The organism is Luteolibacter sp. (genome assembly GCF_058122085.1).
This window is the reverse complement of the sequence record NZ_JBIKBQ010000013.1, coordinates 1-22,487: the sequence shown is the minus strand read 5'-3', so window position 1 is coordinate 22,487 and position 22,487 is coordinate 1. Positions and strand designations below refer to the sequence as shown.

Here is a 22,487-nt window from a genome sequence, read left to right as displayed (position 1 = left end):
GATTCTATCCGATCCGCGGACAGCCGCCCTGGATGCCTTGTTTCGAGAGCGTCCACTGCCAGAGCTGCAGGTCGCGCGCGCGGAAGGCTCCGGCGCAGGAGAGCAGGTAATAGCGCCACCGCCGGTGGAAGCGCTCGCCCAGCGCATCCGCGAAGCGCGACCAGGCGGCCTCGAAATTCGCGTGCCACGCCATGAGGGTTTTGTCGTAGTCCGCCCCGAAGTTGTGAAGATCCTCGGTGACCAGCAGCCCGTCCATGGCGTCGCTGATGTGACTGATGGCGGGGATCTCGCCATTGGGGAAAATATACTTTTCGATCCATGGGTCGGTGATGCCGCCACGTTCGTTCTTGCCGATCGTCTGAAGGAGAAAAACGCCGTCATCCGCCAGACAGCTCCGGACCACCCGCATGAAGGTCCGGTAATTCTTCTTCCCGACATGTTCGAACATGCCGATGCTGGCGATCGCGTCGAATTTTCCGTCGATCTCGCGGTAGTCCTGCAAGCGGAACTCAAGCCGCGGATCGGGGTGGCGTTGCCGGGCGAACGCGGCTTGCTCTTTTGAAACGGTGACGCCGACGCATTCCACGCCATGGTTTTCGGCCGCGTAAGCCATGAATCCGCCCCAGCCGCAGCCGATGTCGAGCACCCGCATGCCGGGCTGGAGACGCAGCTTCTGGCAGATCAACTCCAGCTTGGCCTCCTGCGCCTGGTCCAGCGTGTCCGCGCTTTTCCAGTAGCCGCAGGTGTAAGCCATGCTCGGGCCGAGCATGGATTGATAGAAATCATTGCCAAGATCGTAGTGTCGCTCGCCCACCTGCCAGGCGCGCCTGGGGTTCTGGCGGTTGAAGACGCGCTCGCGCAGCACGGGAAGAAGCAGGCTCAGCGGTTTCACCTCCCGATCCAGCTTCGCCCGCAGGATGTGGGCGAAGAAATCGTCGAGCTGGTCCGCATCCCAGTCGCCGTCCATGTAGGATTCACCCAAGCCGAGGCTGCCGCGCGAGACGACCCGCTCCAGCACGTCCGGTGAATGAAGTTGGATGTCCCATGACCGCGGTCCGTTGAGTCGGATGTCGGCCTTGGCTAACAATCTTCCGGCCTTTCCGCGGAGTGTGGATGCGCCCGCAATCGACAATGGATCGAGTAATGTGACGGTGTGGCTCATGGTTCTCCACGCTAGGCAGGGTGGAAGGGGGGAAATCACTAGCCGTGAAAAATCGCATGGATCGCCGATTTTTTCAAGAAATCATTGGAATGTCACCGGGGCTTCCATCCGGGCCCGAGGCGCCGGACTATTCAAGCGGGTGTTCCTTGAGCAGATCTTCGGCGATGTAAAAGCTCTGGCGCGCCTTGGTGGCGGCGCGGACTCGGGTGACTTCCGCCGCCTGGACGGCGGGCGCCTTGTTGCCGAAATTATTCCGGACGTAGGTGAGCACGGCGGCGATTTCATCGTCTTTGAGCATGCCGCCGAACGGTGTCATGGGCACCAAGCCGTTGTATTTCTTGCCGTTCAGGTCGAAGGGACCCATCAGGCCGTGCAGGGTGAGCTTGATGAGGCGCTCGGGATCGCCGCTGACCCAAGAGCTGGCAGCAAGAGGAGGAAAGGCGGGATCGAGGCCCTTGCCGTCCGGCATGTGGCAGGTGGCGCAGTGGGCGTCGCGGAAATAGATTTCATGGCCGACGATGAATTGCTCCTTCTCGGTTCCGGTGAGGTGGGCGGGAACGGGGGGCAGGGGATGTTTGTCCTCGGCGATTTCCTGAATGCCTTCGAGGCGGGTCTTGGCGGTGGTGGCGGCGTTTTGATTCCAGACGTCGAGGGGTTGGCTGGAGGCGAGAGACACGACTTTCTTGCCGGCCGCGTTGTCCAGCCATGACCCGGCGATGATGGCTTCGAGGCGCACGCGGCCGTGGGGGTCTGCGGCGGCTTTGTCGAGCAGCGCGGCGTGTTCGGCGACGGCGTGGGTGTTATAGCGGAGGACCCGCACGGCGGCGGCGCGGACGCGGAAATCCTTGGCTTCGAGAAGCTGGCGGAGCAGCGGCCTATCGACCTTGTTGAGGCCCCAGGTGGTCCAGAGCGCTTCGAGTTGGTGGTGCTCGAGCCGCGGGTCTTTGGGGTCGAGCTTGGCGACCCAGCTCTTGAGCGCGGGCAGGACTTCCGCGGCCGGGTGGGCGCGGAGTTCCCGGCGGCTGCGGTAGCGCGTGCGGTATTCGGGCAGCTTGAGGTTTTCTAATAAATTAGTGACCGGTGCCTTCTCGACCTGCGCCGGCGTAACGAGCGGGCGCGACGGATAGGTAATCCGATAGACCCGGCCGTGGACGTGGTCTCGCAGCGGATCGCGCGCGTTGTGTTGCATGTGGCCGATGAGGGTGTTGTGCCAGTCGATCACGTAGAGCGAGCCGTCGGGCGCGAACTCAAGGTCCACGGGGCGGAAATTTCCGTCGGCGGATTTCAGCAGGTCCTGGCGGAATTCGGTTTTATAACCGGTGCCGTCATCGACGATGGAGTGTTGTTTGATTCCGAGGAATCCGATGTTGTTGCAGAGCAGCATGTCGCCCTGGACCTCGTCCGGGAAGTGGCGGGAGGAGATGAACTCGAGGCCGGAGGTGGGGCGCACGGCGTTGCCCTTGGGGGCGAGATCGGGCGAGGACGGGCATTGGCTGCCGTAGGTCGGTTTGACGGAGCCGGGGAGCATCCAGTTGATGTCGGGGCCGGAGGTGTGGATGAAAAAGTCCTGGCCCCAGTCGTCGAAGGCGATGCCCCAGGGATTCGGGATGCTCAGCTGGGCGGTGCGCTCGAGCTGGCTGCGCTGCGGGTTGTAGCGGAAAAACCCGCCGTTGATGCCGCGGACCGGGCCGTAGGCGGTTTCCACGTTCGAGTGGAGGAAGACGCCTTCCCCCATCAGGAACGCGCCGGACGGATCGGCGCAGAAGGCGCTGATGGCGTGGTGGGTGTCGTGGGTGTCGAAGCCGCCTAACATGATTTCCCGGACATCGGCGCGGTCGTCGCCGTCGGTGTCGCGGAGCAGGACGAGGTTGGGCGCCTGGGAGACATGGACGCCCTCCGGGGCGAATTCGAAACCGATCGGCAGGTGGAGTTTGTCGGCGAAAACGGTCTCCTTGTCGGCGCGGCCGTCGTTGTCTGTGTCCTCGTAAACGAGGATTTTATCGTTAGGAAGCGGGTCGCCGGGGCGGTAGGCCGGGTAGGTGGGCATGGTGGCGACCCACAGGCGGCCGCGGTCGTCGAAGGAAAGCTGCATCGGGTTGGCGAGGTTGGGGAATTCCTTTTCCGAGGCAAACAGTTTCACTTTGTAACCTTCCGGCACGGTCAGTGTTTTTTCCGCCTCATCGCCGTAAAGGTAGGTCTCTCCGCCGTTTTTCTTGCTGGGAGCGTAGTTGCTGGCGACGGGTGGCAAGGGATGGGTTTTTGAATCGTCGACGCTGAGGTTGGTGGTTTTGCCGGAGGCAACGGCGTGGATGAGCTTGTCGCGCAGGACCGTCATCTCGCGTGTCTTCTGGACCTCGTCCGGGTAGTTCTGCGGGCCGAAGGGATTGTAGCGCCCGCCGTGGCTGTGGACGCCGTTGGTGATGTGATAGTCATGCTGCCAGAACCAGTTTTTCTGTTTGACCGCGGCGAGGACATTGGCCGGATCGGCTTTGGATTGAGGTGCCTGTTGGCCGTAAACCCCGTTGGCGAGCAGGCCGGCGAGCTGCTGATAGCAGGCTTCGTTGGGGATGAATCCACTGGTGGTGAAGGGGCCGTCGGCCTTGGTGAAGAGTTCCCGGGTGGGGGTGAAGAGGTCGATGAATGTCAGCGAGTGCTTCTTTGCCACGCGTTCCATGGCGGAGGTGTAGAGCTTGAGGTTGGCGTTTTCCTTGCTGCCATCGGGTAGGTCGCGGCTTTTTGACAGGTCTTCGTAGGCGATGGGGGAGACGAGCACCAGTCGCGGTGCGGCGGTGCCGTTGTAGGCTTTGCTCAAGGTGTGGACGACGAAGGCGTCGAGTTCCGCCTCGTAGTTTGCCACGCCCTTGGGTCCGTCGAAGGATTCGTTATAACCGAAAAAGGCGACGATGGTGTCGGCCTTCAGGTGGGTGAGCCACTGGTCGGGTGTTGAGAAAAACCCCTTGCCGCTGTGCGGGGAGTTTTCCGGGCGGAATTTCTCCGCACCGGGGAAAGCCCACTGCGATTTGCGGGCCGGGTGGGGACGGAAGCCCGGCGTGTCGCCGGGACGTCCCATGTTGCGGATCACGAGTTGTTTGTCGGGATAGCGGAGATAGAACTCCGTCTCCAGACGGCTGTAATACAGGTCGCGTTCCGCAAGTCCGTTGCCGATGAACACGAGGTTTTCCCCGGTGGCCGGCGGAGCGACGGCTTGGGCGCGGGCTATTGTGGCGGTTGCGGGCTCGTCGTGCGGGGCGTGCCGCTCGGGGTCAGAGTTTTTTTTTGAGCGTCCTCGGTTTCAGTCTTTGGCGGATTGCCGGGAAGTCCGGTGGCAGGGCTCTTGCCGGGTCCGTAGTCGGCGGGCTTGAGATTGAGGTTCTTGTAGTAGTCCTTGGCACCGATTGCGCTATACTGGGTCGGTTGAAACGGGTCGATGTAGCCGACCTCCGCTTTCTCCGGGACTTTCAAACCGGTGAGATGGAGCGAGGCGTTGACGATCATGCGGCGGAGGCTTTCATCGGCGAAGTCGGTGCTGGCGCCGAGCGTCGTGCAAAAGGCCTTGCCTTTGGTCGTGCCGTTAGGAGCGGTGTATTCGCGGAGCCAGGCAAGCGGCATCATCGGGTTGTTTTTCGGGCCTTCCAGGTTCTTCGATGCCGGGTCGAGTGTCTTGGTGACCGCGCCGCGGAGCAGGATGGTTGTAGCGTTTTGGTCGAGGTTCTTGATGCCGTAAACATCGGTGGTGGCGAAAATCTCGCCGACTCCCTTGAGGATCTCGTGTTTGGCATTGGCGGCTTCGATCACGCCGCGCGTGCCTTCCACTTTGTGCTCGCCGTGGTGGTTGACCCATTTTTCGCCGAGAATGTTGATGCCGAAATCCGCCCACTTGAAATCGCCGGTTTTGGCCGGCCCGTTGAAGGCGTGGGTGGCGGTGCGGAAGCCGATGACGGGCTTGCCGGCATTCAGATATGCGGCGAAGCGGGCGATCTGCTCATCCGGCAACTGACGGAAACGGGTGCCGATGATCATCAGGTCGGCGGAGTCGAGTGTCTCGGTGCCGGGAATGTTCTTCTGGAAATTCGGATCGACGTAGCCGCCGTCCGGGTTGATGGGGAAGAGCACGACGCAGTCGAAGCCGTATTTCTGGCTGAGGATCTTGGCGAGCATCGGGCAGGACTCCTCGCTGCGGTATTCCTCGTCGCCGGCAACGAGGACGATCTTTTTGCCGTTGGAGGTGCCGGGTTTGGCAGGGAGCGTCAGCCAGTCGGCGGCGTGGCCGGATGCACTGCCGAGGATGAGGGCGGCGAGTGACGCGAAAAGGGTGCGGGAATTGGCGGCTTTGATCATGTGACTGCCCCGGATACGCGGACCACGGCTGAGTCTTTCACCGGTTTCACGTGAAAAATCCAGATCACGGTGAGAGCCGCTCGATTTTCCATCCGCCGTCGGCGCGGCGGTAGAGGAGGCGGTCGTGCAGCCGCGCGGGGCCGCCCTGCCAGAACTCGATCATCTGCGGCTTCACCCGGTAGCCGCCCCAGAAAGAGGGCAGGGGAATCTCGCCGTGGCTGAATTTTTCGCGGATCTCGGCGAGTTTCTGCATCAGGAATTTCCGTGAGGTGATGACTTCGCTCTGGTTGGAAACCCACGCGCCGATCTGGGACTCGCGCGGGCGGGAGGCGAAATACTTGAGCGACTCGGCGGTGCTGATTTTCTCCACCATGCCTTGGATGATCACCTGGCGCTCCAGCGTGATCCATGGGAAGAGCAGGCTCACGCACGGGTTCTGTGCCATTTGCATGGCCTTGCGGCTGCCGTAGTTGGTGAAGAACACGAAGCCGTCCGTGTCGTAGTATTTCAGCAGGACCGTGCGCTGATAGGGCATGCCGGTCTCGTCTACGGTGGCGAGCGTCATCGCGTTCGGCTCATGCAGGTGGAGTTCGGTGGCTTGTGAAAACCAGGTGGAAAACTGGGCGACCGGGTCGGCGTGCATTTCCTCACGCTTCAGGCCACGGTCGGAGTATTCTTTGCGGAAATCAGCGAGGTCCATGGCGGAGTCGTAACCGCGCGGCCCGATCCGTGCAAGGATGAGAAGTCGAAACCGAAGCAGCGCCGCGCGTTCAAGCGGGTGGTTTCCGCAAGCGTCTCCGGGGCCATCCCGAGCGCTGCGGCGAGGGCTTGGCCGATGGCGGGTAAATTCGCCGGGTGGTTGAGGTTTTCCGGCAGGGGATGGGTGATGAGTTGTGGCGGCGGGAGCATGTCGGGCGCGTCGGTTTCCAGCAGAATGCGGTCGGGCGGGAGCTGGCGGAAGACGTCGAGGACGGCGGATTTCCGGGGGTGCAGGAAGTGGCCGGAAAAAGAAAAGAACGCGCCGAGCGGGATCAGGCGGCGGGCGGTCTCGATGGAGCCGCCGAACGAGTGCATGAGGAATCTCGATGGCGGCGGTGCTTCTGAAAAAGCGTCGAACAGCGCGCCCCACGCCTTGAGGCAATGGATGGTGAGCGGGCGGTCCAGCTTGCGGGCGAGTTGGAGTTGTTGGATGAATATCGGGTGCTGGATTTCCAACGGCGGCGTGGTGATCGATGAGTCGAGCCCGCATTCGCCGATGGAGGCTTGCGGATGCTCTTCCAACAGCGAGGCGAGCCTGTCCTGCCAGTCGGTGCTTGCCGTGTGGGCGTGCCACGGATGGATACCGAAGGCGGGAAGGATCAGATCCGGCTCGGTGGCTGCCATGTTTGCCACCGCCTGCCAGTCCGCCTCGCGGGTGGCGTTGACCACGCAGCGGGCGACGCCGGCCTGTTTCATCGCGGCGATGAGCTGGCCGGGATCTCCGAGCCGCGAGTCTTGGAGATGGTTGTGGGAGTCGGTCCAGCGGAGCATGAGGCGGGGCTAGCGCACGCCGCGCGGGCCGGCTTTTTTCGGGCTGTCGAAGGTGACGTCGGTGATGGAAACGCGGCGGCCGCTCGCGGGGTCGCAGGTGGCGACTTGCATTTTGCGCAGTGTCCAGACCTTGTCGGCGACTTTCATGATGTCCTCGACTTGGAATTCCTTCACCAGCCCGCCGTTTTTGTCGTGGCCGCGGATGCGCATGAACGCGCCGAACTTGGTGTGGATCCACACGTAAACGACCTCGTAGCGGCCGGTGGAGCCTTTGGGTTTGTCGATCCGGAGTTTATAACAGGACTGCCCGCCGACGTCTTCGGTGGCTTCGAGCTTGGGATCGGGCCAGTAGAAGAAGCGCAGGGCGAGGTCCTCGTAAGTGAGGTCGGTGCCGGCGATGGGCTGGACGATTTTCTCCGCGGGGAAGGCGGTGGTCTTGCCGTCGGCGATTTCAAACAGGTTGAAGGCCTCGTCGCCGATGCGCATGTGGAAGATCCGCCACGGCCCCTTGTTCTCGGAGAACTGGAACTGGATGTCCTTGCCCTTGAGGAAGAGCGTGATGGGCGTGTTGCTGTTGCCCTTGCGGAGGTTGCCGCTGAGCCCCTCGTCGAGCCGGGTGAGGGTGGCGGAAATGCGTGCGCCTTCGAGGATTTGTTGGGCGCTGGGCTGCTGGGCGTGAGCGCTGGCAATCAGGGCGACGGCGAGGATGGTTGATTTGAAATTCATGGGCGCAGGATGGATAAATCGCCGGATTGGACAAGCTTTGCGGTGGATTCCTTCAAAAAAGCGCCGCCGCGCACGGGTAATTTTTAAAATGGATTTTTTGGGGCTTGATGATCCGGGGGCGGGTGAATTGGATGGCCACCACGCATGAGTCGTTGCAACCCCCTATGAGTCTCCGCAAGCAGCTGTCAGACATTCTCCCCGCCTTACTTCCGGGAAATCCCTCCGATTCGATCAAGGGGACCGAGTTGATCCGGCTGACCCGCTTGCAGCTGACCGGCAACTACTCCGACGCCTCGCTGCGTTATCATTTCTCGATCATGTCGTGCGACCCGGCCTCGCCGATCGCGAAGGTGGAAAAAGGCCAGGGCTACTACCGCCGCAGCGCGCCGCTGCCGGCGCTTTCCGGGGCGCAGGAACTCATGGCGCTGACCCAGGGACGGCTCGACGATCTAACGACGGCAGACCAGGACATGGTCGATGGCACGATGCTGCGGATTCGCAAGTTCCGGGCGGTGGTGACGCGCTATTTTGAAATCAACGGCCGCTTTCCTTTCGCGTTCCGGCAGGCTTTTGGCAAGGAATCTCCGATCAGCAACCTGTGGAAATATCCCGAGCTAGTGCTGGTCGATTGGGAAACCGGCGGCACGGCGGACGAGGAAATGACGCTGGATGAAACGATGCTTTCCTTCAAGCAACGGCTGGGGATTCCGCCCTTCCGGCTGCACGCGGCGCGGCTTCGAATCCAGCCTTCGCTGCAAACTTACCGCGAGGATTTTTTCCAAACGCTGGCGGTCTCGATGTGGGCGCAGGGCGGCGAATTGGTTTACGCGGCACCCATCGAGGACGAGGCGCTGGCAGACAGTTTGCGCCGCTTGGGCGCGACTTTCGGCGTGGGCGTGACGTCATTCGGCCTGACGGCGGAGGATCTCGACGAGCTCCCGCGGCCGGCGAACATTCTCAACGCCCACCCTCGCGAAACCGAGGCGATCATGGCGAAACTCGACTTCAACCGGATCGTCGGACCCAAGTCCCGGCCGCATCTCGACTGGGCGGCGCTCAGCTCGATGCGCAACGAGTCCGAGGAAGCCGAGAAACTCGTGCTGTGGCTGACCCGCTGCATCGACGGGCGGCGGGCGGAGGCATTCAAAGACGATTGATCCGCTCAGCGGACGACCGCCCGGATGAGCTCGCGCAGGATGCGGAAAATCACGAAAACGATCCCGACGACAAGCCCGACGGTGAGCAGTAGCACGACGGCCACTGCTCCGAGCAGCACCCACAGCGGCCACCAGCGGCTGTCGAGTTTGAGGGCGAGGCCCTGCCAGTTCGCCTGCCAGAATTGACGCGGCGCGGATGCCTCCGGGGTTTCAAATCTCGCGGGCGGCGCGGCTCCATCGATCTCGACGACTTCGACTTCGATGGCTTGAGATGGGGTGGTCATGATGCGAATGGCTGCGACCTGAAATTTCACCGCAAACGGCCGGGAATCAACGCGAATGCTGCGGATTGGAAAAAATCCCCGGATTTCGAAGACGGCCGGCCGGTCTGACATTTCATCGTTCGTTCTGGCAGGGGATCGGCCGCGCGTGTAGCTTCCGGCCATGGACGCCTTGATTCACCATCTCGAAGAAAAGCAGGAGCTCAGTTCGCGGGAGATCGCCGTGGCTGCCGCGCTCTTGCTCGACCCCGCCGCGCCGGATGCCAAAAAGGCGCACCTGTTGGAGGCTCTGGCGCTTAAAGGCGAGACTCCGGAGGAAATCGCCGGCTTCGTGGAGGCTTTCCTCGAACACGCGGTCGATCCGCATCTCGGCCTGATCGAGCTCGACGGCCCGACGCTCGACGTCTGCGGCACGGGCGGCGACCAGCTCGATCTTTTCAACGTTTCGACCACAGCGATGTTCATCGCCGCCGCGGCCGGAGCGGTGGTCGTGAAGCACGGCAACCGCGGGATCACCTCGAAGAGCGGCGGCGCGGACGTGCTCGAAGCGCTGGGCGTGCGCATTGATTTGCCGGCCGATGATTTCCGGAGCTGCGTCGAGAAGGCCGGGCTCGGCTTCATGTTCGCGCCGCTCTATCATCCGGCGTTCAAGTCGGTCGCCGCAGTGCGGAAATCGCTCGCGGCCAAGGGCGTGAAGACGATTTTCAACCTGATCGGGCCGCTGCTCAATCCGGCCCGCCCGCAATGCCAGCTCGTCGGGGTTTTCAACCGCGACCTCTGCCCGGCGTTTTCGGAAATCCTCCAGCGTCTCGGCCGCGAGAGCGCGTGGGTCGTCCACGGCACCACCGGCGACGGCCGCTCGGTGGATGAAGTCAGCCTGATGGGCTCGACGCGGATTTGTAAGTCCGGTCTGTTTCAAGACCAGGAAGACGGGGAGGTCCGGCCGCGCGATTTCGGCCTCAAGCACTGCGAGGTGGAAGATCTTCAGGGTGGCGATGCCCAAGTGAACGCCGCGATCCTCGAATCCATCCTCTCAGGCCGCGAAACCGGGCCGAAGCGCGACATGGTGCTCATGAACGCCGGCGCCGCGCTGGCCTGCGCCGGACTCGCCGACAACATGGGCGACGGCATCGGGATCGCCCGGGAAATGATCTCAAGCGGTGCCGCGCTGGAACGTCTCCGGCTGCTGCAAAAGGCCTCGCAAGTCTGATACCCGTCACCCATGAACATCGTTTTCCGCCTGAATTATCACACCGTTCCCGGTCAGTCGCTGTGGTTGAAATACTCGACCGTGCTGGATGAAAATGGAGTGCGTTTCGACCAAGTCGTGCCGCTGCACTGGATCAACGACCAGCAGTGGGAAGTGCGCGTGGAAGTCCACGGCGCGGGCCGTTTCCTGTTGGAATACGACTACCAGCTCCGCCAGTCCTCCAACGGGGTGAAGCTCGACGAGTGGCACGGACCGCGGACCACCGAGGTTGATCTCACCGCGCACGACGCCCTGCTGCTGCTGGATTCCTGGTGCTCGGCGGGCACGGTGGACTACGCGTTCGAGACCAACGCGTTTCTCGCGGTGCAGCCCGCCCGCAGGCCGTTTGCGGAACTTGAAACTCCGGAGAACGCCAACCATTCGTTCCAGCTGCGGATGGCGGCGGTGCCGGCCGGACAGGCGCCTTGCCTGATTGGAAGTGTCGATGAGATCGGCGGCTGGGGCTGGCATTCGGCCGTTCCGCTTGAGGAAACGGCACCCAACGTCTGGCGGAAAAATCTCTATCTGCCGGTGGACTGGCACATCGAGTATAAATACGGCCTGTTCGACCCCGCGCTGCAATGCGTCGTGAGCCTGGAGCTCGGCGAAAACCGGATCCTGCCATCCCGCTTCATGGGTGCCCGCCAGCGGACGAAAGTGAGCGATGAATGCTACCGCCGCGACCTCGACGGACTGTTCCGCGGCGCGGGCGTGGCGGTGCCGGTGTTCTCGCTGCGCGGCGCGAAAAGCCTCGGCGTCGGCGAGTTCGCGGACCTCAAGCTGCTGGCGGACTGGGCGGCGGGCGTGGGCCTGAAACTCATCCAGATCCTGCCGGTCAACGACACCACCTCGGCGCACGACTGGAAGGATTCCTATCCGTATTCGGCGATCAGCGTGTTCGCGCTGCACCCGCTCTATCTGCGGATCGACGATTTGGCTTACGCGATGCCCGCCGCCTTCAAGAAGGAACTCAGCGCGGCGCGGGACCAGCTCAACCCGCTTGAACAGGTCGATTACGAGGCGGTGATGCGGGTGAAAACCCGGCTCACCCGTCAGATTTTCGCCAAGCACCGCGCGGCGATCCTTGCCGACGCGGCGTTCAGGAAGTTTCTAGCAGTCAATGGCGAGTGGGTGATTCCCTATGCCGTGTTCTGCGTGAAGCGCGACCACTACGGCAGCGCCGATTTCAGCCGCTGGGAGGAGTGGTCGGCATTCGACCGGGAGCGGGTGCATGCGTTGACCGATCCGGGCCAACCGGAGTGGCCGGAGATCGCCTATCATCTCTGGTTGCAATCCGAACTCGACCAGCAGCTCACCGATGCGGTGCGCCATTTGAACGGCCATGGAGTCGCGCTCAAGGGCGATCTGCCGATCGGCATCGACCGCCATTCGGTGGACGCGTGGTCCGCTCCGCACTTGTTCAAGATGGACGCGCAGGCCGGCGCGCCGCCGGACGCCTTCGCGGTGAAAGGCCAGAACTGGGGGTTTCCCACCTATGACTGGGAAATCATGCAGAAGGACGACTACGCGTGGTGGCGTTCCAGGTTCGCGCAGCTCAGCCGTTATTTCGACGCCTATCGAATCGACCACATCCTCGGGTTTTTCCGGATCTGGCAGGTGCCGCACGATCACGTCGAGGGCATCATGGGCCACTTCGATCCGGCGGTGCCGATCCACATCGACGAGATCCGCGAGCGGGGGATCGACTTCGACTACAGCCGCTTTTGCCGCCCTTACATCCGCGAGCACTTCCTGTGGGAGCGCTTCGGCGACGGCGCGGAGTATGTGAAAAGCCGCTTTCTCAACGATTGCGGCGATGGCTTTTTCCAACTGCGCGAGCAGGTCGCCACCCAGCGCCGGATCGTCGATTACTTCGCGGACGAGCCATCCGACGACTGGATCCAGGGCGGCTTGCTGGACTGCGCGAGCGACGTGCTGTTCTTCGAAGTGCCCGACTCGAACGGCACGCTGTTCCACCCGCGCTGCTCGATGCAGACGACTTTTTCCTATCGGGAACTTGGCACGGAAGACCGCCGGCGCGTGGAGGAGTTGTACAACGACTATTTCTACCGGCGGCAGGAGGATTTCTGGCAGGCCCGCGGCTACGAGAAACTGCCCGCGATGCGGAGGGCCAGCCCGATGCTGCTTTGCGGCGAGGACCTCGGCATGGTTCCCGCCTGCGTGCCGGCAGTGCTCAAGGACCTCGGCATCCTCTCGTTGGAAATCCAGCGCATGCCGAAGACCCATGAGACCGAGTTCTTCAATCCGCAGAACGCGCCCTACATGAGCGTCGTTAGCCCGTCCACCCACGACATGTCCACGCTGCGCGCATGGTGGCGGGAGGATTTCCAGGTGACATCGAGATTCGCCTGGCAGTCGTTCGGCATCGCCTTTCCGGATTCCGAGCTCTCGGGAGAACTCGCCAGCCGGATCCTCTGGCAGCACCTGCAATCCCCGGCGATGTGGGCGATTTTCCCGCTTCAGGACTTGCTCGCGATCGACGAATCCATCCGCCACCCGGACCCGGACGCCGAGCGGATCAACGTCCCGGCGATCATGCCGTTCTACTGGCGCTACCGGATGCACCTCGGGCTGGACCAACTCGCCACCGCCAAGGACCTCAACCGCAACCTCCGCCGCCTGATCCACGCCGCCGGCCGCTGAGGCGGAGTTTTTTCCGCGCGCCCGCGCATCCCCTCTATCCGGACTGCTCCGACAGGTCGGAGCTTCTCACTGGCCGACATGTCGGCCAGTGAGAAAGCGGGGTCGTGCCCCCGCACTCCAGCACACCCGCTTCTCTTCCCATCGATGTTGGGCGTTCGAGGTTCGCTATTCCCCTCCGCCTATTCCCCTCCGCCTATGCCACTTCGATGATCTCATCCAGTTGCACGATCAGTTCCCGGCTTCGTAAATCCAACACGTCCCAGAGGATTTCCGCGTCGATTCCATCGTAGCCGTGGATCAACCAATTCCTCATACTGATGATCTGCCTCCATGGCACTTCCGGCCAGGCCTCTCTCAGCTCCTCAGGTAATCGAGTCGCCGCCTCTCCGATCAATTCCGCCACCCTTTCCGCATGACGGCGAAAACCCAGATCGTCATCCAGCGCCGCCCGACTGCCAGTCGCCGCGAGTTCGAAGGCTTCCACCGCGAACGAGCGCATTTGCCGCAGCGTCGCCAGTGGATCACGCCTCGCCATACAGCAATCTAGCCTCCGGCAAAACTTTCGCCAAATGCCGACCTAGCATCGCCGGGGTGTTCAAGTCCACCTTGCGGCCGAAGAGCTCCGACAATTCCTCTGCAATCCGGAAATGCTCCAAGCCCGGATGTCTTCCCGGTTCATATTCCACCAACAAATCCACATCGCTCCGCTGCGGATCAAAGTCGCCCCGGACCGCCGATCCAAACAAGCGCAGCCGCGAAATCGCGTGGGCTTGGCAATAAGCCCTGAGACTTCCTGAGGAAGGGATAACCGCAGCGTTCATGCTGGAGGCTGGCACGTTTTCCCCACCCGATCAACCCGCGAATAAAACCCCGCCCAAGTGGCTCCGCCGTCCCGCCGCAGACCGTCCCAAGGAGCGTCTCGGTCCGAGTCCCCCCGGCAGGGCGCGAGCCGGCCCGGTCCGCCCTGACTCCCCGCGACGGCGGAAACGCCAATGCTTCGCGCCTGGGGTGCAATTCACGCCGATGTCGGCCTCGCTCAAGGAAAGCGGGAGAATCTGGCTCATGCGCTGCGGATGTGGACCTGTGGAAAGCCTGGCTGGCTTTCCAACGCATGCCTGGATCAGCGTCAGTCATGGCAGCCGGAAATCGCCGGACCCGGGACCATCTCCTCATCGTCCTCAATCTCTACCTCAAACTTCGCTTCGGGCAGTTCGATGGCAAGCAGCCGGTCATTGTCGATCTCGCCATGCGCATCGGCCGCACGCCGGGTGCGGTGGCGATGGAGCTCAGCAACGGCATCTCCGCGAGGAAACCATCGGCTACGGGCCGTCCAATGCAAAGTGGGAGGATTGGCAGCGAGAACGGTCGTGAAACCATCGCGATCCCGATCTGGACATAATCCGGCCGCGGACTACGATCCTCCTATGACAGTCACCCTTCAGCCCGCGCTGAACCAGCTTGTGGATCGTCTCGTCCACACCGGTCGTTATGCCGACGAAGGGGATGTGGTCCGTGAGGCCTTGCGTGTTCTCGAACGGCAGGATTTCGACGAATCTCTTGCACTGGAAGCGGCCATCCTCGAAGGGGTTCATTCTCCGCATCAGCGTTATGATGCCTCTGTCATGGATCGCATCCGCCAGAACGCCCGCTCCATCGCATGAGCCTGGAAGTATCGATTGCCCTGCGGGCGGAGCAGGACATGACCCTGCAATACCGTTGATATCTGGAAAATGCCGACCTCGACGTGGCCGAATGCTATCTGCTGGCCGTGCATGAAACCGTTCTCCGGATCGCCGAGTGGCCAGGCTTGGGGCACCGCCGCCACTTTCAGGCCCCCGAACTCACTCACATTCGTAGTATTCAGGTAAAAAGACCTTTTGACTGCCACCTGCTCTTTTATATGGAAAGCGATACTCTTCGTATCGAACGCGTCATGCACGGGGCGCGGGATCTTCCTAACCGCATACTGGAAGATCCTGAGGGATAGGCGGAAAAGTGGCTGGCGCGTCTCGCGCCAGACCGTTGTCGGAGCGTCCCGCTCCGAGCCATCCCCGGTCCGCCCACTTCACATTCTCCCGCCGGAGGCTCATTCAAGAAATACTAGCCGCAGAGCCGCGGAGGTCGCAAAGGGACGCAAAGCCGGGACGATGGGTTCTTGAGCGGGAGAAGCGAAACGCGGAGGCGCAGAGATCGCAGAGAGGGGCGCAGAGTCAAAAAGTGGCTGGCGCGTCTCGCGCCAGACCGTTGCCGGAGCGTCTCGCTCCGAGTCCTCCCCGACCATCGGCCAACCCGCCGCAGGCGAACTCTTCACTTCAATGTTCGATGTTGAGCGTTCGATGTTCACCTTCCCCCGCCGCAGGCGAACTCTTCACTTCAATGTTCGATGTTGAGCGTTCGATGTTCGATGTTCAATGCCCCCCTCCGCCCCCCCCCCCTACGTCATCGCGGGATTCTTCAGCCTTCTATCCGCAGCTGCGGTTCGATAGTTTTGATCCATGATCGTCCTCCTTTTTCTTGGCCCCCTTTTTTCCAACTGGCCCGGCTTCGCCGTGTTATTCGGCTTTTACCTCCTCTTCAAAATCCTCGCCTCACCGAGAGTTAAGGGACGAATCGGCGAGGCCATCGTCAACCATGCCGTGTTGGACAAGCTCGACCCCGAGTTCTATCGGAATTTTCATGATCTCTATCTACCCCGCCCTGACGGGCAGGGCAGCACGCAGATCGACCACGTCGTCGTCTCCCCCTATGGTATTTTCGTCATCGAGACCAAGAACTACAAAGGTTGGATCTTCGGTTCCGAAAAACAACGCCAGTGGACGCAGCAGATCTACCGCTCCAAAAATCGGTTTCAAAATCCGCTGCACCAAAACCGACTACACATCCGAGCCCTGATGGCGTTTCTAGGCCTTCCTGAAAACCGCTTTCGTCCCGTCGTCTTTTTCATTGGCGAGGCCGAGTTCAAAACCGAAATGCCGCCCAACGTTATCAACCGGGGTTTGCACTCATGGATCAGAGACCACACCGCTATCCTTCTTGATCCATCCACGATAGAAAAAGTCAATCTGAGTCTTTCTTCTCTCATTCTTTCAACCGACCAGAAAGAAGCCTCCCGCGCCCACCTTGCGGGAATTCAGACACACAGGAGCTGAATCCCTCGCATGACTCTTCCTCAAGCGCAAAGCTCTCCAGCCTGCCCCGCCGTAGCGTTTGCGAAGGAGGGGCTTGCGTCTTGTGTCTTCAAGCCTTGTGTCTCTCTCCTTCATCGGCCTCGGCCAAATCGAATCCTCGGAAACCCAGGCCGCCTAGAACATGAAACTCCTCTACGTCGGCATGACCCGGGCGAAGGAGCGGCTAATGATCACAGCTTCGGGGAGGAATGAGTTTACTGAGAGGTTGGGAGCGATGACGGGACCGGTTTGTGCGGTGGCTTAGTTTGCATCTTAGCTGTGAAGCCACTTCCGGCCTTTCTCGGAAATCTCCCAGATCCCGTTCTTGGTCTTTTTCATCCGGCCGTCTTCGTTGACCATGGTGTTGCGCGCCCACTGGGCGGAGTTGCGCCAGCGGATGGATTTGCCGTCGGAAGGAAGCACGGCGTAGTCGATGGGTTTCAGGACGCCCTTCATCTTCTCTCCCACACGGTCGAGAACGAGGCGGGTCTTGGCGCTTCCTCCCATTTCCACCAAGGACTCAAGAATCGCCTGATAGAACGCGGTGTGCGGTGTGACTTCGCCTTTCTTCCGCTTGCCGAAGAACTTCTTGCTCACGATCTCCTGCACCGCCGGGCTGGCGGAATCACGGAGGTCTTCCAGCTCATCCCATTCCGCGACCAGGCTCTCCACCTTCTTCTCAAAGGCCATCAGGCGCTTGGCGAATTCAATGACGGAGGCGGCGGTGTCGTAGTCGCCGCCCTGCATGGCCTTGGCTCCTTCGTTGCGGATGCGTTGCTCTTCTTCGGAAAGGGAGTCGCGGAGTAACCCCAGGGCAGTGGATACGTCGTTTTGATCGGGTTGGGGGTTCATATTTTGGTGTTCATCATTTACGCGCTGTTTCGTGGAAATTCTGAAAGTAGAAATCCAGCTCCTTGAAGCGTTCCTCATGCTCAGGGATCTGCCGGATTGCCCAACCGAGCAGGGACCGGAACGGGATGTCCACGGATTCCCACTCTTGCCCGGTTTCTATTCCCTGCTGCCACTCACGATGCAAGCGGAGGTAAACTTCCTCGGAAAGTGGCTGCCATTCGTCGAATGGGTTTTCTTCGCGATCTTCGGCAGTGGGATAGAAATTTTTCCACTCCTCCCGCATCCGGGACTGCCACTGCGGATAGGTTTGGTCTGGTCCAAAATGAGATTCGACGAACTCAAGGTCACTTACGCCAAAGCCGTAGCTGTCAGAACACTCGAAAATGACACCCCGTGGGGTGCGGTTCGCTCGGTGAAGCCAGTCCTGCTGATCTTGGGAAAGTGGCAGTTCCTTTTGAAAGAGACAGTCTGCCAGCCAATGGACATACGCTTCGTATTCATCGGAAGAAGGTGCTCCATCCTGCGCTGGAGGAACCGTGAAATCACAAAAGAACCGAGGTGGCAGATCGTTTAGCATGGGTATTTCCTTGGCGATGGATTAAACTTTCCCCTCTTGCTTGATGATGGCGAGGAGGTCGGGGCTGTCGGCGGTGAGGCGGAGGAGGCGGTTGCGGATGGGGTGGCTGGGGGCTGGGGGCGTTGAGCGTCTGGTGGAGGTGGGTGAGGTAGTCGCGCTGCTGGGCGGCGCTGGCCTCGGGGGCGTAGGCTGTGAGGATGGATTGCTGGCTCATGGCTTCCCTCCCTCCTTCGGCAAGCGACCCGCCCGCTTCTCCAGTTTCTTCTCCTCGGTTTTGACGCGGCGTTCCAGTTTTTTGATATCTTCTTCCGGTGGCAGAGTTTCCGGTTGGATACCGCGTTCTCCGAGCATCTGGCGGACGCTGGTGTTGTTCTGGATGTGCTCACGAGTGATGGATGGCTCTCCCTGGAGATCAGCCTGCTGAACGTTGTGGTTGGTCATCTCCGTGGCGAGGTTCTTGGCGGCGATGGTCAGCGTGGGGAGGAAGTCAGCCAGCGGCCTTGTCTGGGTGATGCCAAACTTGTCCTTCATCGCCTGCGTGGTGTGCCCGCCGAAGAGAGCGGCATCGCCTTTGGAGCGGATGCGGCCAAACCCGGCGTCGTCCACGCCGCGCTCGAAGATATTGTCGGAAAGGGCCTTTCCGGACGCACGGAGTTTCTCGCGGGCCTCCAGCCGGCCCATGAGCTGCATCCGCTCTTCGATCAACTCCTGCTTGCGCGTCTGCACGGCAAAGTAGCTCTGGGCAAAGGCGATGGGCTCCTTCCTCGGGTCGCCATTCTGGGCGATGAGGTAGCAGGCGTAGCGGGTGAGCATGAAATCCTCGATCCCACGCTGCCCACCCTTGCCGTGGGTGATCAATTTCGTGACGCCACGAAAATGATGCCCCGGCTCATATCCCGTGGTCTTACAGGACTCGATGGCGCGCTGAATGGCGGTGAGGAAGTTCTCCCAGCGGACATAGCCGAGGGGTTCCTGCAAGTCCCGGGCAAACCAGAATTCCAAGCCCGACTCCTCTGGGTGAAGCTGCACCAGTTGATCAAACTGGCCCTGCATACGGATGATGAGGTCTTTGTTCATGGCTTCGGTTTCTTGAGGGTCTTCCGCTGTTTTGATTCGAGCTTTTTGATGCTCTTCACCGTGGGCAGTTCCTCGGGCATGGTGCCGCCGAGTTCCTTGATGGTTTGGCGAACTTTGGCTCCGACTTCACGGTGGGCTTGGTTGGCTTTGTCTTTGCCGGTGATCTTCTCGCGGCGGAGTTTGTCCTCGGCCTGGGTGGCGCGGAAGAGGTTGGCGGCCAGTTCGGTGCTGCCCATGTGGTCGAGGATTTGTTCGCTCTTTTTCAGGCCTTTGCGGCGGTGAATGTCCTGCGCGCCGAGTCCGCCGTAGAGGCCTATGTAGCCGTGGTTTTGAAAGATGGCGTAGTCGCGGGGTTCGATGACTCCTGCGTCCTTCGCAGCATCGGCGAGTTGGCTGTTGTGGGAACGCAGGTCCGCGCGGATGGAGAGGCGGCGTTGTTCTTCCACTTCCTCGTCGCTCAATTCCTGCCGCCGGGTCTGGATGGCGAAGTAGGTCTGACCTTGTGCCACGATTTCCTTGGCGGGATCGGCGTTCTGAATGACGAGGTAGCAGGCGTAACGGGACATCATCACCGCTTGCACCGCCCGCTGGCCACCCTTGCCGATTTCGATCATTTGGTCGGATCCGACGAAATGATCCTCCACCTGCTGACCGCTGTTGATGCAGGCGGTTTTGGCCTTCGCGATGACGGCCTCAAAGTGACGGTAATTGACGTAGCCGAGCACCTTGGCAAAGTCGCGGCTGGACCAGAATTCGTTGCCGGCGGGGTTCGTCCGGCGGATGGATTCAAAGGGTGTGAGCTCTTCGCTCATAAGGTGAGATCTTCTGGATTTTGGTTCACGCGAAGGCGCGAAGACGCGAAGTCTTTGTGATCTCTCACGATGCGTTTGCAGCCTTCCTTGAAGGTAGCGGCTCCGAAGTTGATGAGCAGCCCGAGGGGTAGGTCAAGTAGGCGAAGGTAGGTGAGAACCTGTTTCGAGTGAACGGGGGATAGGTTTTCAACGGACTTCAGCTCGATCAAGAGCAGATCCTCAACGAGGAGGTCGGCACGAAAGCCTTCGTCGAATTTTAGCCCCATCAGGTCGATGGGGACGGAAACCTGCCGTTTTGCACGCAGACCTCGTTCCTCCAGCATTTTCGCCAATACCACTTCATAGACTGTTTCCAATAAACCTGGACCAGCCTCCACATGAAGTTTGTAAGCGCAATCTACCACAATGGCGGAAAGCTCCTCGATGTTCCGTGGCTGTTTTTTTTCTTGGGATGTATCGTCCATGGTTTGATTGCTGAAAAATCAATTTTCACGCGAAGCCGCGACGACACGAAGGAAGAAAAGCAAAAATCGATATCTTTGTCTTCTCTTCGCGGCTTCGCGCCTTCGCGTGAGTCATTCACATCCGCCGAGGGAGACGGCTGAATAAACGTCATTTCCTCTTTCATATCGGAGATACTGAAAAGGCTCCTGGCCAGCCGCCGTGGGTTTCGATGACTTGGTCGATCTCGGCCATGAGGCGGATGGTTTCGGTGAGGGAGATGACGATCTTGTGGTAGTGGGCGATGTCTTCGTCGGTCAGGGTGCGGCCTTTGCGGTCCTTGAGCCATTTCTGGCAGACTTGGTAGCCGCCGATGTGGAAGTTCCAGACGGCTTCGGGGACGCCGCGGAAGCCGATGGTGCCGGGGGCTTGGTCCACGTCTTTCTTCTTGGCCGGGGCATCGATCCAGACCGTGTTGTCAGACCAGCCAATGCGAGTGACAAGGGGAGCGCATGCGCCCTCGCGTGCTGTCGTTCGCGCCCTCGCGGACGACGACTCCGCAGGACTGGTGATGTGGTTCGCGGTTGGATCGGCGGACGGAGAAATGTTTCCGGCGAGGGCGCCGGAAACCACACGCGAGGGCGCGTGTGCTCCCCAGATGAATTCGGTGATGGGCTGGGCGAGCTTGGGCGATTCCAGCAGGTGCAGGGCGGTGAGTTCGCCGCCGAGCCGGGCCAGCGCGCGGAACAGCTCCAGGTTCCCGGTCAACGGCAGGCGCGGGAAATCTCGCTTCAACTGTGAATGAAACATCGCCGCGTAGGCCGAAGCGTTCATTACTGCCAAAGCGTAATTAAAAACGTCTGTTGCGAGTCGAGTATCTTCTGCCCCTTTTTCCGTTGATCCACCAAGCCTGTGAAAGTGGAGCAACACTTGCCGACTAATGCACGGAACTTTCGTTGGCATTAGTGACTCGGTATCGCTCGTAAACAGAGGGAATACGTAGCTTCGGTCGTAACCGGAAGTGACTTTGTGTCCGCAGAAAGATTTCACTGCGTATGCTGCGAAGTTCTCTTTGGTCTGTCGAGTCGTCACGAGCCCCGGGCTTTGCTCTGATAAATCCAACATCACGTTGAAGCTGTTGGTCTTCAGCAACTCTTTGCGGAGCGCAGCGAAGCGGAAATCGTAGGCCCGAAGTTGAAATGATTTTAACTCCTTATCCGAGATAGTTCTCAACTCGCGGCGTCGCGCGAACAGTTTTGCGGCGTGTCCTTCCGTGAAATCGAATTCTGCAGCGAGTTCTCCGTCGGAAGCGGAAGGGTCGCAGAAGCGTGCCACTCGCGTTTTGAGTTCGGAGAAGGTGTAACCGACAAGTAGATCGTCAAAACCGGTTTCCGTTCCTGTCGATCGTTTGCCAAATACATCCGAAATGCTCGGCCAACTTTCCCACTCTGCGGCACCCTCACTCCCATCAGGCGGCACAAGGAAATAATACGGTGCCTTCGGTTGGATCGATTCAAATTCTGTCGTGAGCACGGTTTGAGTTGCCAATACCTCATATTTCTCGGTTCGAGCACCCCAAAGTCCGCCGAGCTTTACAACTACATTGGTCGTCGAAACCGGTGACTTAAGAAGCACCGCAACCGAGACACCCTGTTTGATGTCGAACACGTTTTCATTAGCTTTTCCCACAGGAGGCTCTTCCCCTTTGTTGCTATTTCCATGGAGGTCGAGAAACCATGAGCGAGGAAACGCTGATACCAGATTCCACCGAACTCCGCGTAGCGTAGGACCATCGAGATATGAGTGGTTGGTAATTAGCCCGCAAATTCCCCAACCCGCATCTTTCAATTGAGCTTGAGACAAGGCCAGAAACTTCACGTAATCATCTTGAATATTCTTTTCGAACTGAAGCATGCTTTTTTCACGAATTTTTTCTCCATTCACGAATCGGAAAGGATCAACAATGCGCCGCAGTGACGCAGTAAGGTTTGACGAAATCGCCGAATACGGCGGGTTGCCGATGACGACCGTGAAGCGCTTGTGCCGTTTGATTTCGTTCACGGCAGCCGCTTCGTGGGCGAGGGCGTCAAAGCCGATGAGCGGGAGTTGTTTCTGCCAGGGTGCGAGGGCGTTAGTGAGATAGATGCGGGCGCGTTCCTCGGTGGCAAAATTATAGCCTGTCTCGGCGAGTTTGAGACCGATTTTCATGTGGGCGATGGCATAGGGCGCCATCATAAGTTCGTAGGCGTGGAGACGGGGGAGGAGCGCCTTTGGAACGTATTCGTTCCAGTAGTCGGGGAAATTTTGAATGTTGGATTTTGAATTTGGAATGGAAGGCATGGCGGCTGCGGGAAGAGGATTTTTTTTCGTTAAAATGTTAAAATCGATTGGTGCTGGTTGATCGGGCGATGTTCCGACATCGCCTGTTTGAACAAACGTTTCAAATCAACCAAC

22 protein-coding genes are annotated in these 22,487 nt (G+C 60.3%); 7 read left to right on the top strand and 15 right to left on the bottom strand.

The window, feature by feature from the left end; translation table 11 throughout:
* Nucleotides 1-4: 4 nt before the first annotated feature.
* The 6 genes from cfa to AC4DF4_RS03445 form a co-directional block, all read right to left on the bottom strand.
* Nucleotides 5-1,162: a cyclopropane fatty acyl phospholipid synthase gene (gene cfa, locus AC4DF4_RS03470; RefSeq protein WP_490046722.1), complete on the bottom strand. Its 1,158-nt coding sequence runs from the start codon at nucleotides 1,160-1,162 to the stop codon at nucleotides 5-7.
* Between the two features lie 127 nt (nucleotides 1,163-1,289).
* Nucleotides 1,290-4,334 (bottom strand): PVC-type heme-binding CxxCH protein, encoded by a 3,045-nt coding sequence (locus AC4DF4_RS03465; RefSeq protein WP_490046721.1) that lies wholly within the window; start codon nucleotides 4,332-4,334, stop codon nucleotides 1,290-1,292.
* Nucleotides 4,335-4,378: 44 nt separating this feature from the next.
* Nucleotides 4,379-5,500: a ThuA domain-containing protein gene (locus tag AC4DF4_RS03460; protein WP_490046720.1), complete on the bottom strand. Its 1,122-nt coding sequence runs from the start codon at nucleotides 5,498-5,500 to the stop codon at nucleotides 4,379-4,381.
* Between the two features lie 64 nt (nucleotides 5,501-5,564).
* Nucleotides 5,565-6,200 carry a pyridoxamine 5'-phosphate oxidase gene (gene pdxH / locus AC4DF4_RS03455; RefSeq protein WP_490046719.1) on the bottom strand — a complete coding sequence of 212 codons (636 nt, stop codon included), beginning with the start codon at nucleotides 6,198-6,200 and terminating at the stop codon, nucleotides 5,565-5,567.
* Complete coding sequence (locus AC4DF4_RS03450) at nucleotides 6,155-7,030, bottom strand: TatD family hydrolase (protein WP_490046718.1); 876 nt, start codon at nucleotides 7,028-7,030, stop codon at nucleotides 6,155-6,157. The genes pdxH and AC4DF4_RS03450 overlap by 46 nt, the downstream gene beginning before the upstream one ends.
* A gap of 9 nt (nucleotides 7,031-7,039) precedes the next feature.
* The gene (locus AC4DF4_RS03445) at nucleotides 7,040-7,756 is read right to left on the bottom strand and encodes an outer membrane lipoprotein-sorting protein (RefSeq protein ID WP_490046717.1); all 717 of its coding nucleotides are present in this window, start codon (nucleotides 7,754-7,756) and stop codon (nucleotides 7,040-7,042) included.
* A 164-nt stretch (nucleotides 7,757-7,920) separates the two neighbouring features.
* Here AC4DF4_RS03445 and AC4DF4_RS03440 point away from each other — a divergent pair, with 164 nt between their 5' ends.
* Nucleotides 7,921-8,913: a hypothetical protein gene (locus AC4DF4_RS03440; protein WP_490046716.1), complete on the top strand. Its 993-nt coding sequence runs from the start codon at nucleotides 7,921-7,923 to the stop codon at nucleotides 8,911-8,913.
* Nucleotides 8,914-8,918: 5 nt separating this feature from the next.
* Here AC4DF4_RS03440 and AC4DF4_RS03435 read toward each other — a convergent pair whose 3' ends face one another.
* The gene (locus AC4DF4_RS03435) at nucleotides 8,919-9,197 is read right to left on the bottom strand and encodes a hypothetical protein (RefSeq protein ID WP_490046715.1); all 279 of its coding nucleotides are present in this window, start codon (nucleotides 9,195-9,197) and stop codon (nucleotides 8,919-8,921) included.
* A 160-nt stretch (nucleotides 9,198-9,357) separates the two neighbouring features.
* Here AC4DF4_RS03435 and trpD point away from each other — a divergent pair, with 160 nt between their 5' ends.
* Together trpD and AC4DF4_RS03425 are read left to right on the top strand one after the other, a co-directional pair.
* On the top strand, nucleotides 9,358-10,404 hold the full coding sequence (trpD, locus tag AC4DF4_RS03430) for an anthranilate phosphoribosyltransferase (RefSeq protein ID WP_490046714.1): 1,047 nt from the start codon (nucleotides 9,358-9,360) through the stop codon (nucleotides 10,402-10,404).
* Nucleotides 10,405-10,416: 12 nt separating this feature from the next.
* Complete coding sequence (locus AC4DF4_RS03425) at nucleotides 10,417-13,107, top strand: 4-alpha-glucanotransferase (RefSeq protein ID WP_490046713.1); 2,691 nt, start codon at nucleotides 10,417-10,419, stop codon at nucleotides 13,105-13,107.
* Nucleotides 13,108-13,300: 193 nt separating this feature from the next.
* Here the strand turns inward: AC4DF4_RS03425 and AC4DF4_RS03420 are convergent, their stop codons facing one another.
* Together AC4DF4_RS03420 and AC4DF4_RS03415 are read right to left on the bottom strand one after the other, a co-directional pair.
* On the bottom strand, nucleotides 13,301-13,591 hold the full coding sequence (locus tag AC4DF4_RS03420; RefSeq protein WP_490046712.1) for a HepT-like ribonuclease domain-containing protein: 291 nt from the start codon (nucleotides 13,589-13,591) through the stop codon (nucleotides 13,301-13,303).
* A 37-nt stretch (nucleotides 13,592-13,628) separates the two neighbouring features.
* Nucleotides 13,629-13,928, bottom strand: a complete 300-nt coding sequence (locus AC4DF4_RS03415; protein WP_490046711.1) for a nucleotidyltransferase family protein — start codon at nucleotides 13,926-13,928, stop codon at nucleotides 13,629-13,631.
* 311 nt (nucleotides 13,929-14,239) lie between these two features.
* Between AC4DF4_RS03415 and AC4DF4_RS03410 the strand changes: the two genes are divergently transcribed.
* The 4 genes from AC4DF4_RS03410 (at nucleotide 14,240) to AC4DF4_RS03395 (ending at nucleotide 16,256) form a co-directional block, all read left to right on the top strand.
* Nucleotides 14,240-14,506, top strand: coding sequence for a hypothetical protein (locus AC4DF4_RS03410; RefSeq protein ID WP_490046710.1), 267 nt, complete (start codon nucleotides 14,240-14,242; stop codon nucleotides 14,504-14,506).
* Nucleotides 14,507-14,531: 25 nt separating this feature from the next.
* Nucleotides 14,532-14,768 carry a type II toxin-antitoxin system ParD family antitoxin gene (locus tag AC4DF4_RS03405; protein WP_490046709.1) on the top strand — a complete coding sequence of 79 codons (237 nt, stop codon included), beginning with the start codon at nucleotides 14,532-14,534 and terminating at the stop codon, nucleotides 14,766-14,768.
* Between the two features lie 62 nt (nucleotides 14,769-14,830).
* On the top strand, nucleotides 14,831-15,094 hold the full coding sequence (locus AC4DF4_RS03400; RefSeq protein ID WP_490046739.1) for a type II toxin-antitoxin system RelE/ParE family toxin: 264 nt from the start codon (nucleotides 14,831-14,833) through the stop codon (nucleotides 15,092-15,094).
* 508 nt (nucleotides 15,095-15,602) lie between these two features.
* Nucleotides 15,603-16,256: a nuclease-related domain-containing protein gene (locus AC4DF4_RS03395; RefSeq protein WP_490046708.1), complete on the top strand. Its 654-nt coding sequence runs from the start codon at nucleotides 15,603-15,605 to the stop codon at nucleotides 16,254-16,256.
* Between the two features lie 291 nt (nucleotides 16,257-16,547).
* On the opposite strand, the gene AC4DF4_RS03390 is transcribed toward AC4DF4_RS03395, so the two are convergent.
* From AC4DF4_RS03390 to AC4DF4_RS03365, 6 genes are all read right to left on the bottom strand, one after another.
* A complete protein-coding gene (locus AC4DF4_RS03390; protein ID WP_490046707.1) occupies nucleotides 16,548-17,126 on the bottom strand; it encodes a winged helix-turn-helix domain-containing protein in 579 nt (192 codons plus the stop codon).
* Between the two features lie 13 nt (nucleotides 17,127-17,139).
* Complete coding sequence (locus AC4DF4_RS03385) at nucleotides 17,140-17,703, bottom strand: hypothetical protein (RefSeq protein WP_490046706.1); 564 nt, start codon at nucleotides 17,701-17,703, stop codon at nucleotides 17,140-17,142.
* Between the two features lie 210 nt (nucleotides 17,704-17,913).
* Entirely contained in the window at nucleotides 17,914-18,780 is an 867-nt protein-coding gene (gene dinD / locus AC4DF4_RS03380) for a DNA damage-inducible protein D (protein WP_490046705.1), read from the bottom strand.
* Nucleotides 18,777-19,592, bottom strand: coding sequence for a DNA damage-inducible protein D (gene dinD / locus AC4DF4_RS03375; protein ID WP_490046704.1), 816 nt, complete (start codon nucleotides 19,590-19,592; stop codon nucleotides 18,777-18,779). The genes dinD (AC4DF4_RS03380) and dinD (AC4DF4_RS03375) overlap by 4 nt, the downstream gene beginning before the upstream one ends.
* A complete protein-coding gene (locus AC4DF4_RS03370) occupies nucleotides 19,589-20,056 on the bottom strand; it encodes a GxxExxY protein (protein ID WP_490046703.1) in 468 nt (155 codons plus the stop codon). Before AC4DF4_RS03370 ends, dinD (AC4DF4_RS03375) begins: the two co-directional genes overlap by 4 nt.
* 160 nt (nucleotides 20,057-20,216) lie before the next feature.
* A complete protein-coding gene (locus AC4DF4_RS03365) occupies nucleotides 20,217-22,373 on the bottom strand; it encodes a type ISP restriction/modification enzyme (RefSeq protein WP_490046702.1) in 2,157 nt (718 codons plus the stop codon).
* Nucleotides 22,374-22,487: the final 114 nt, after the last annotated feature.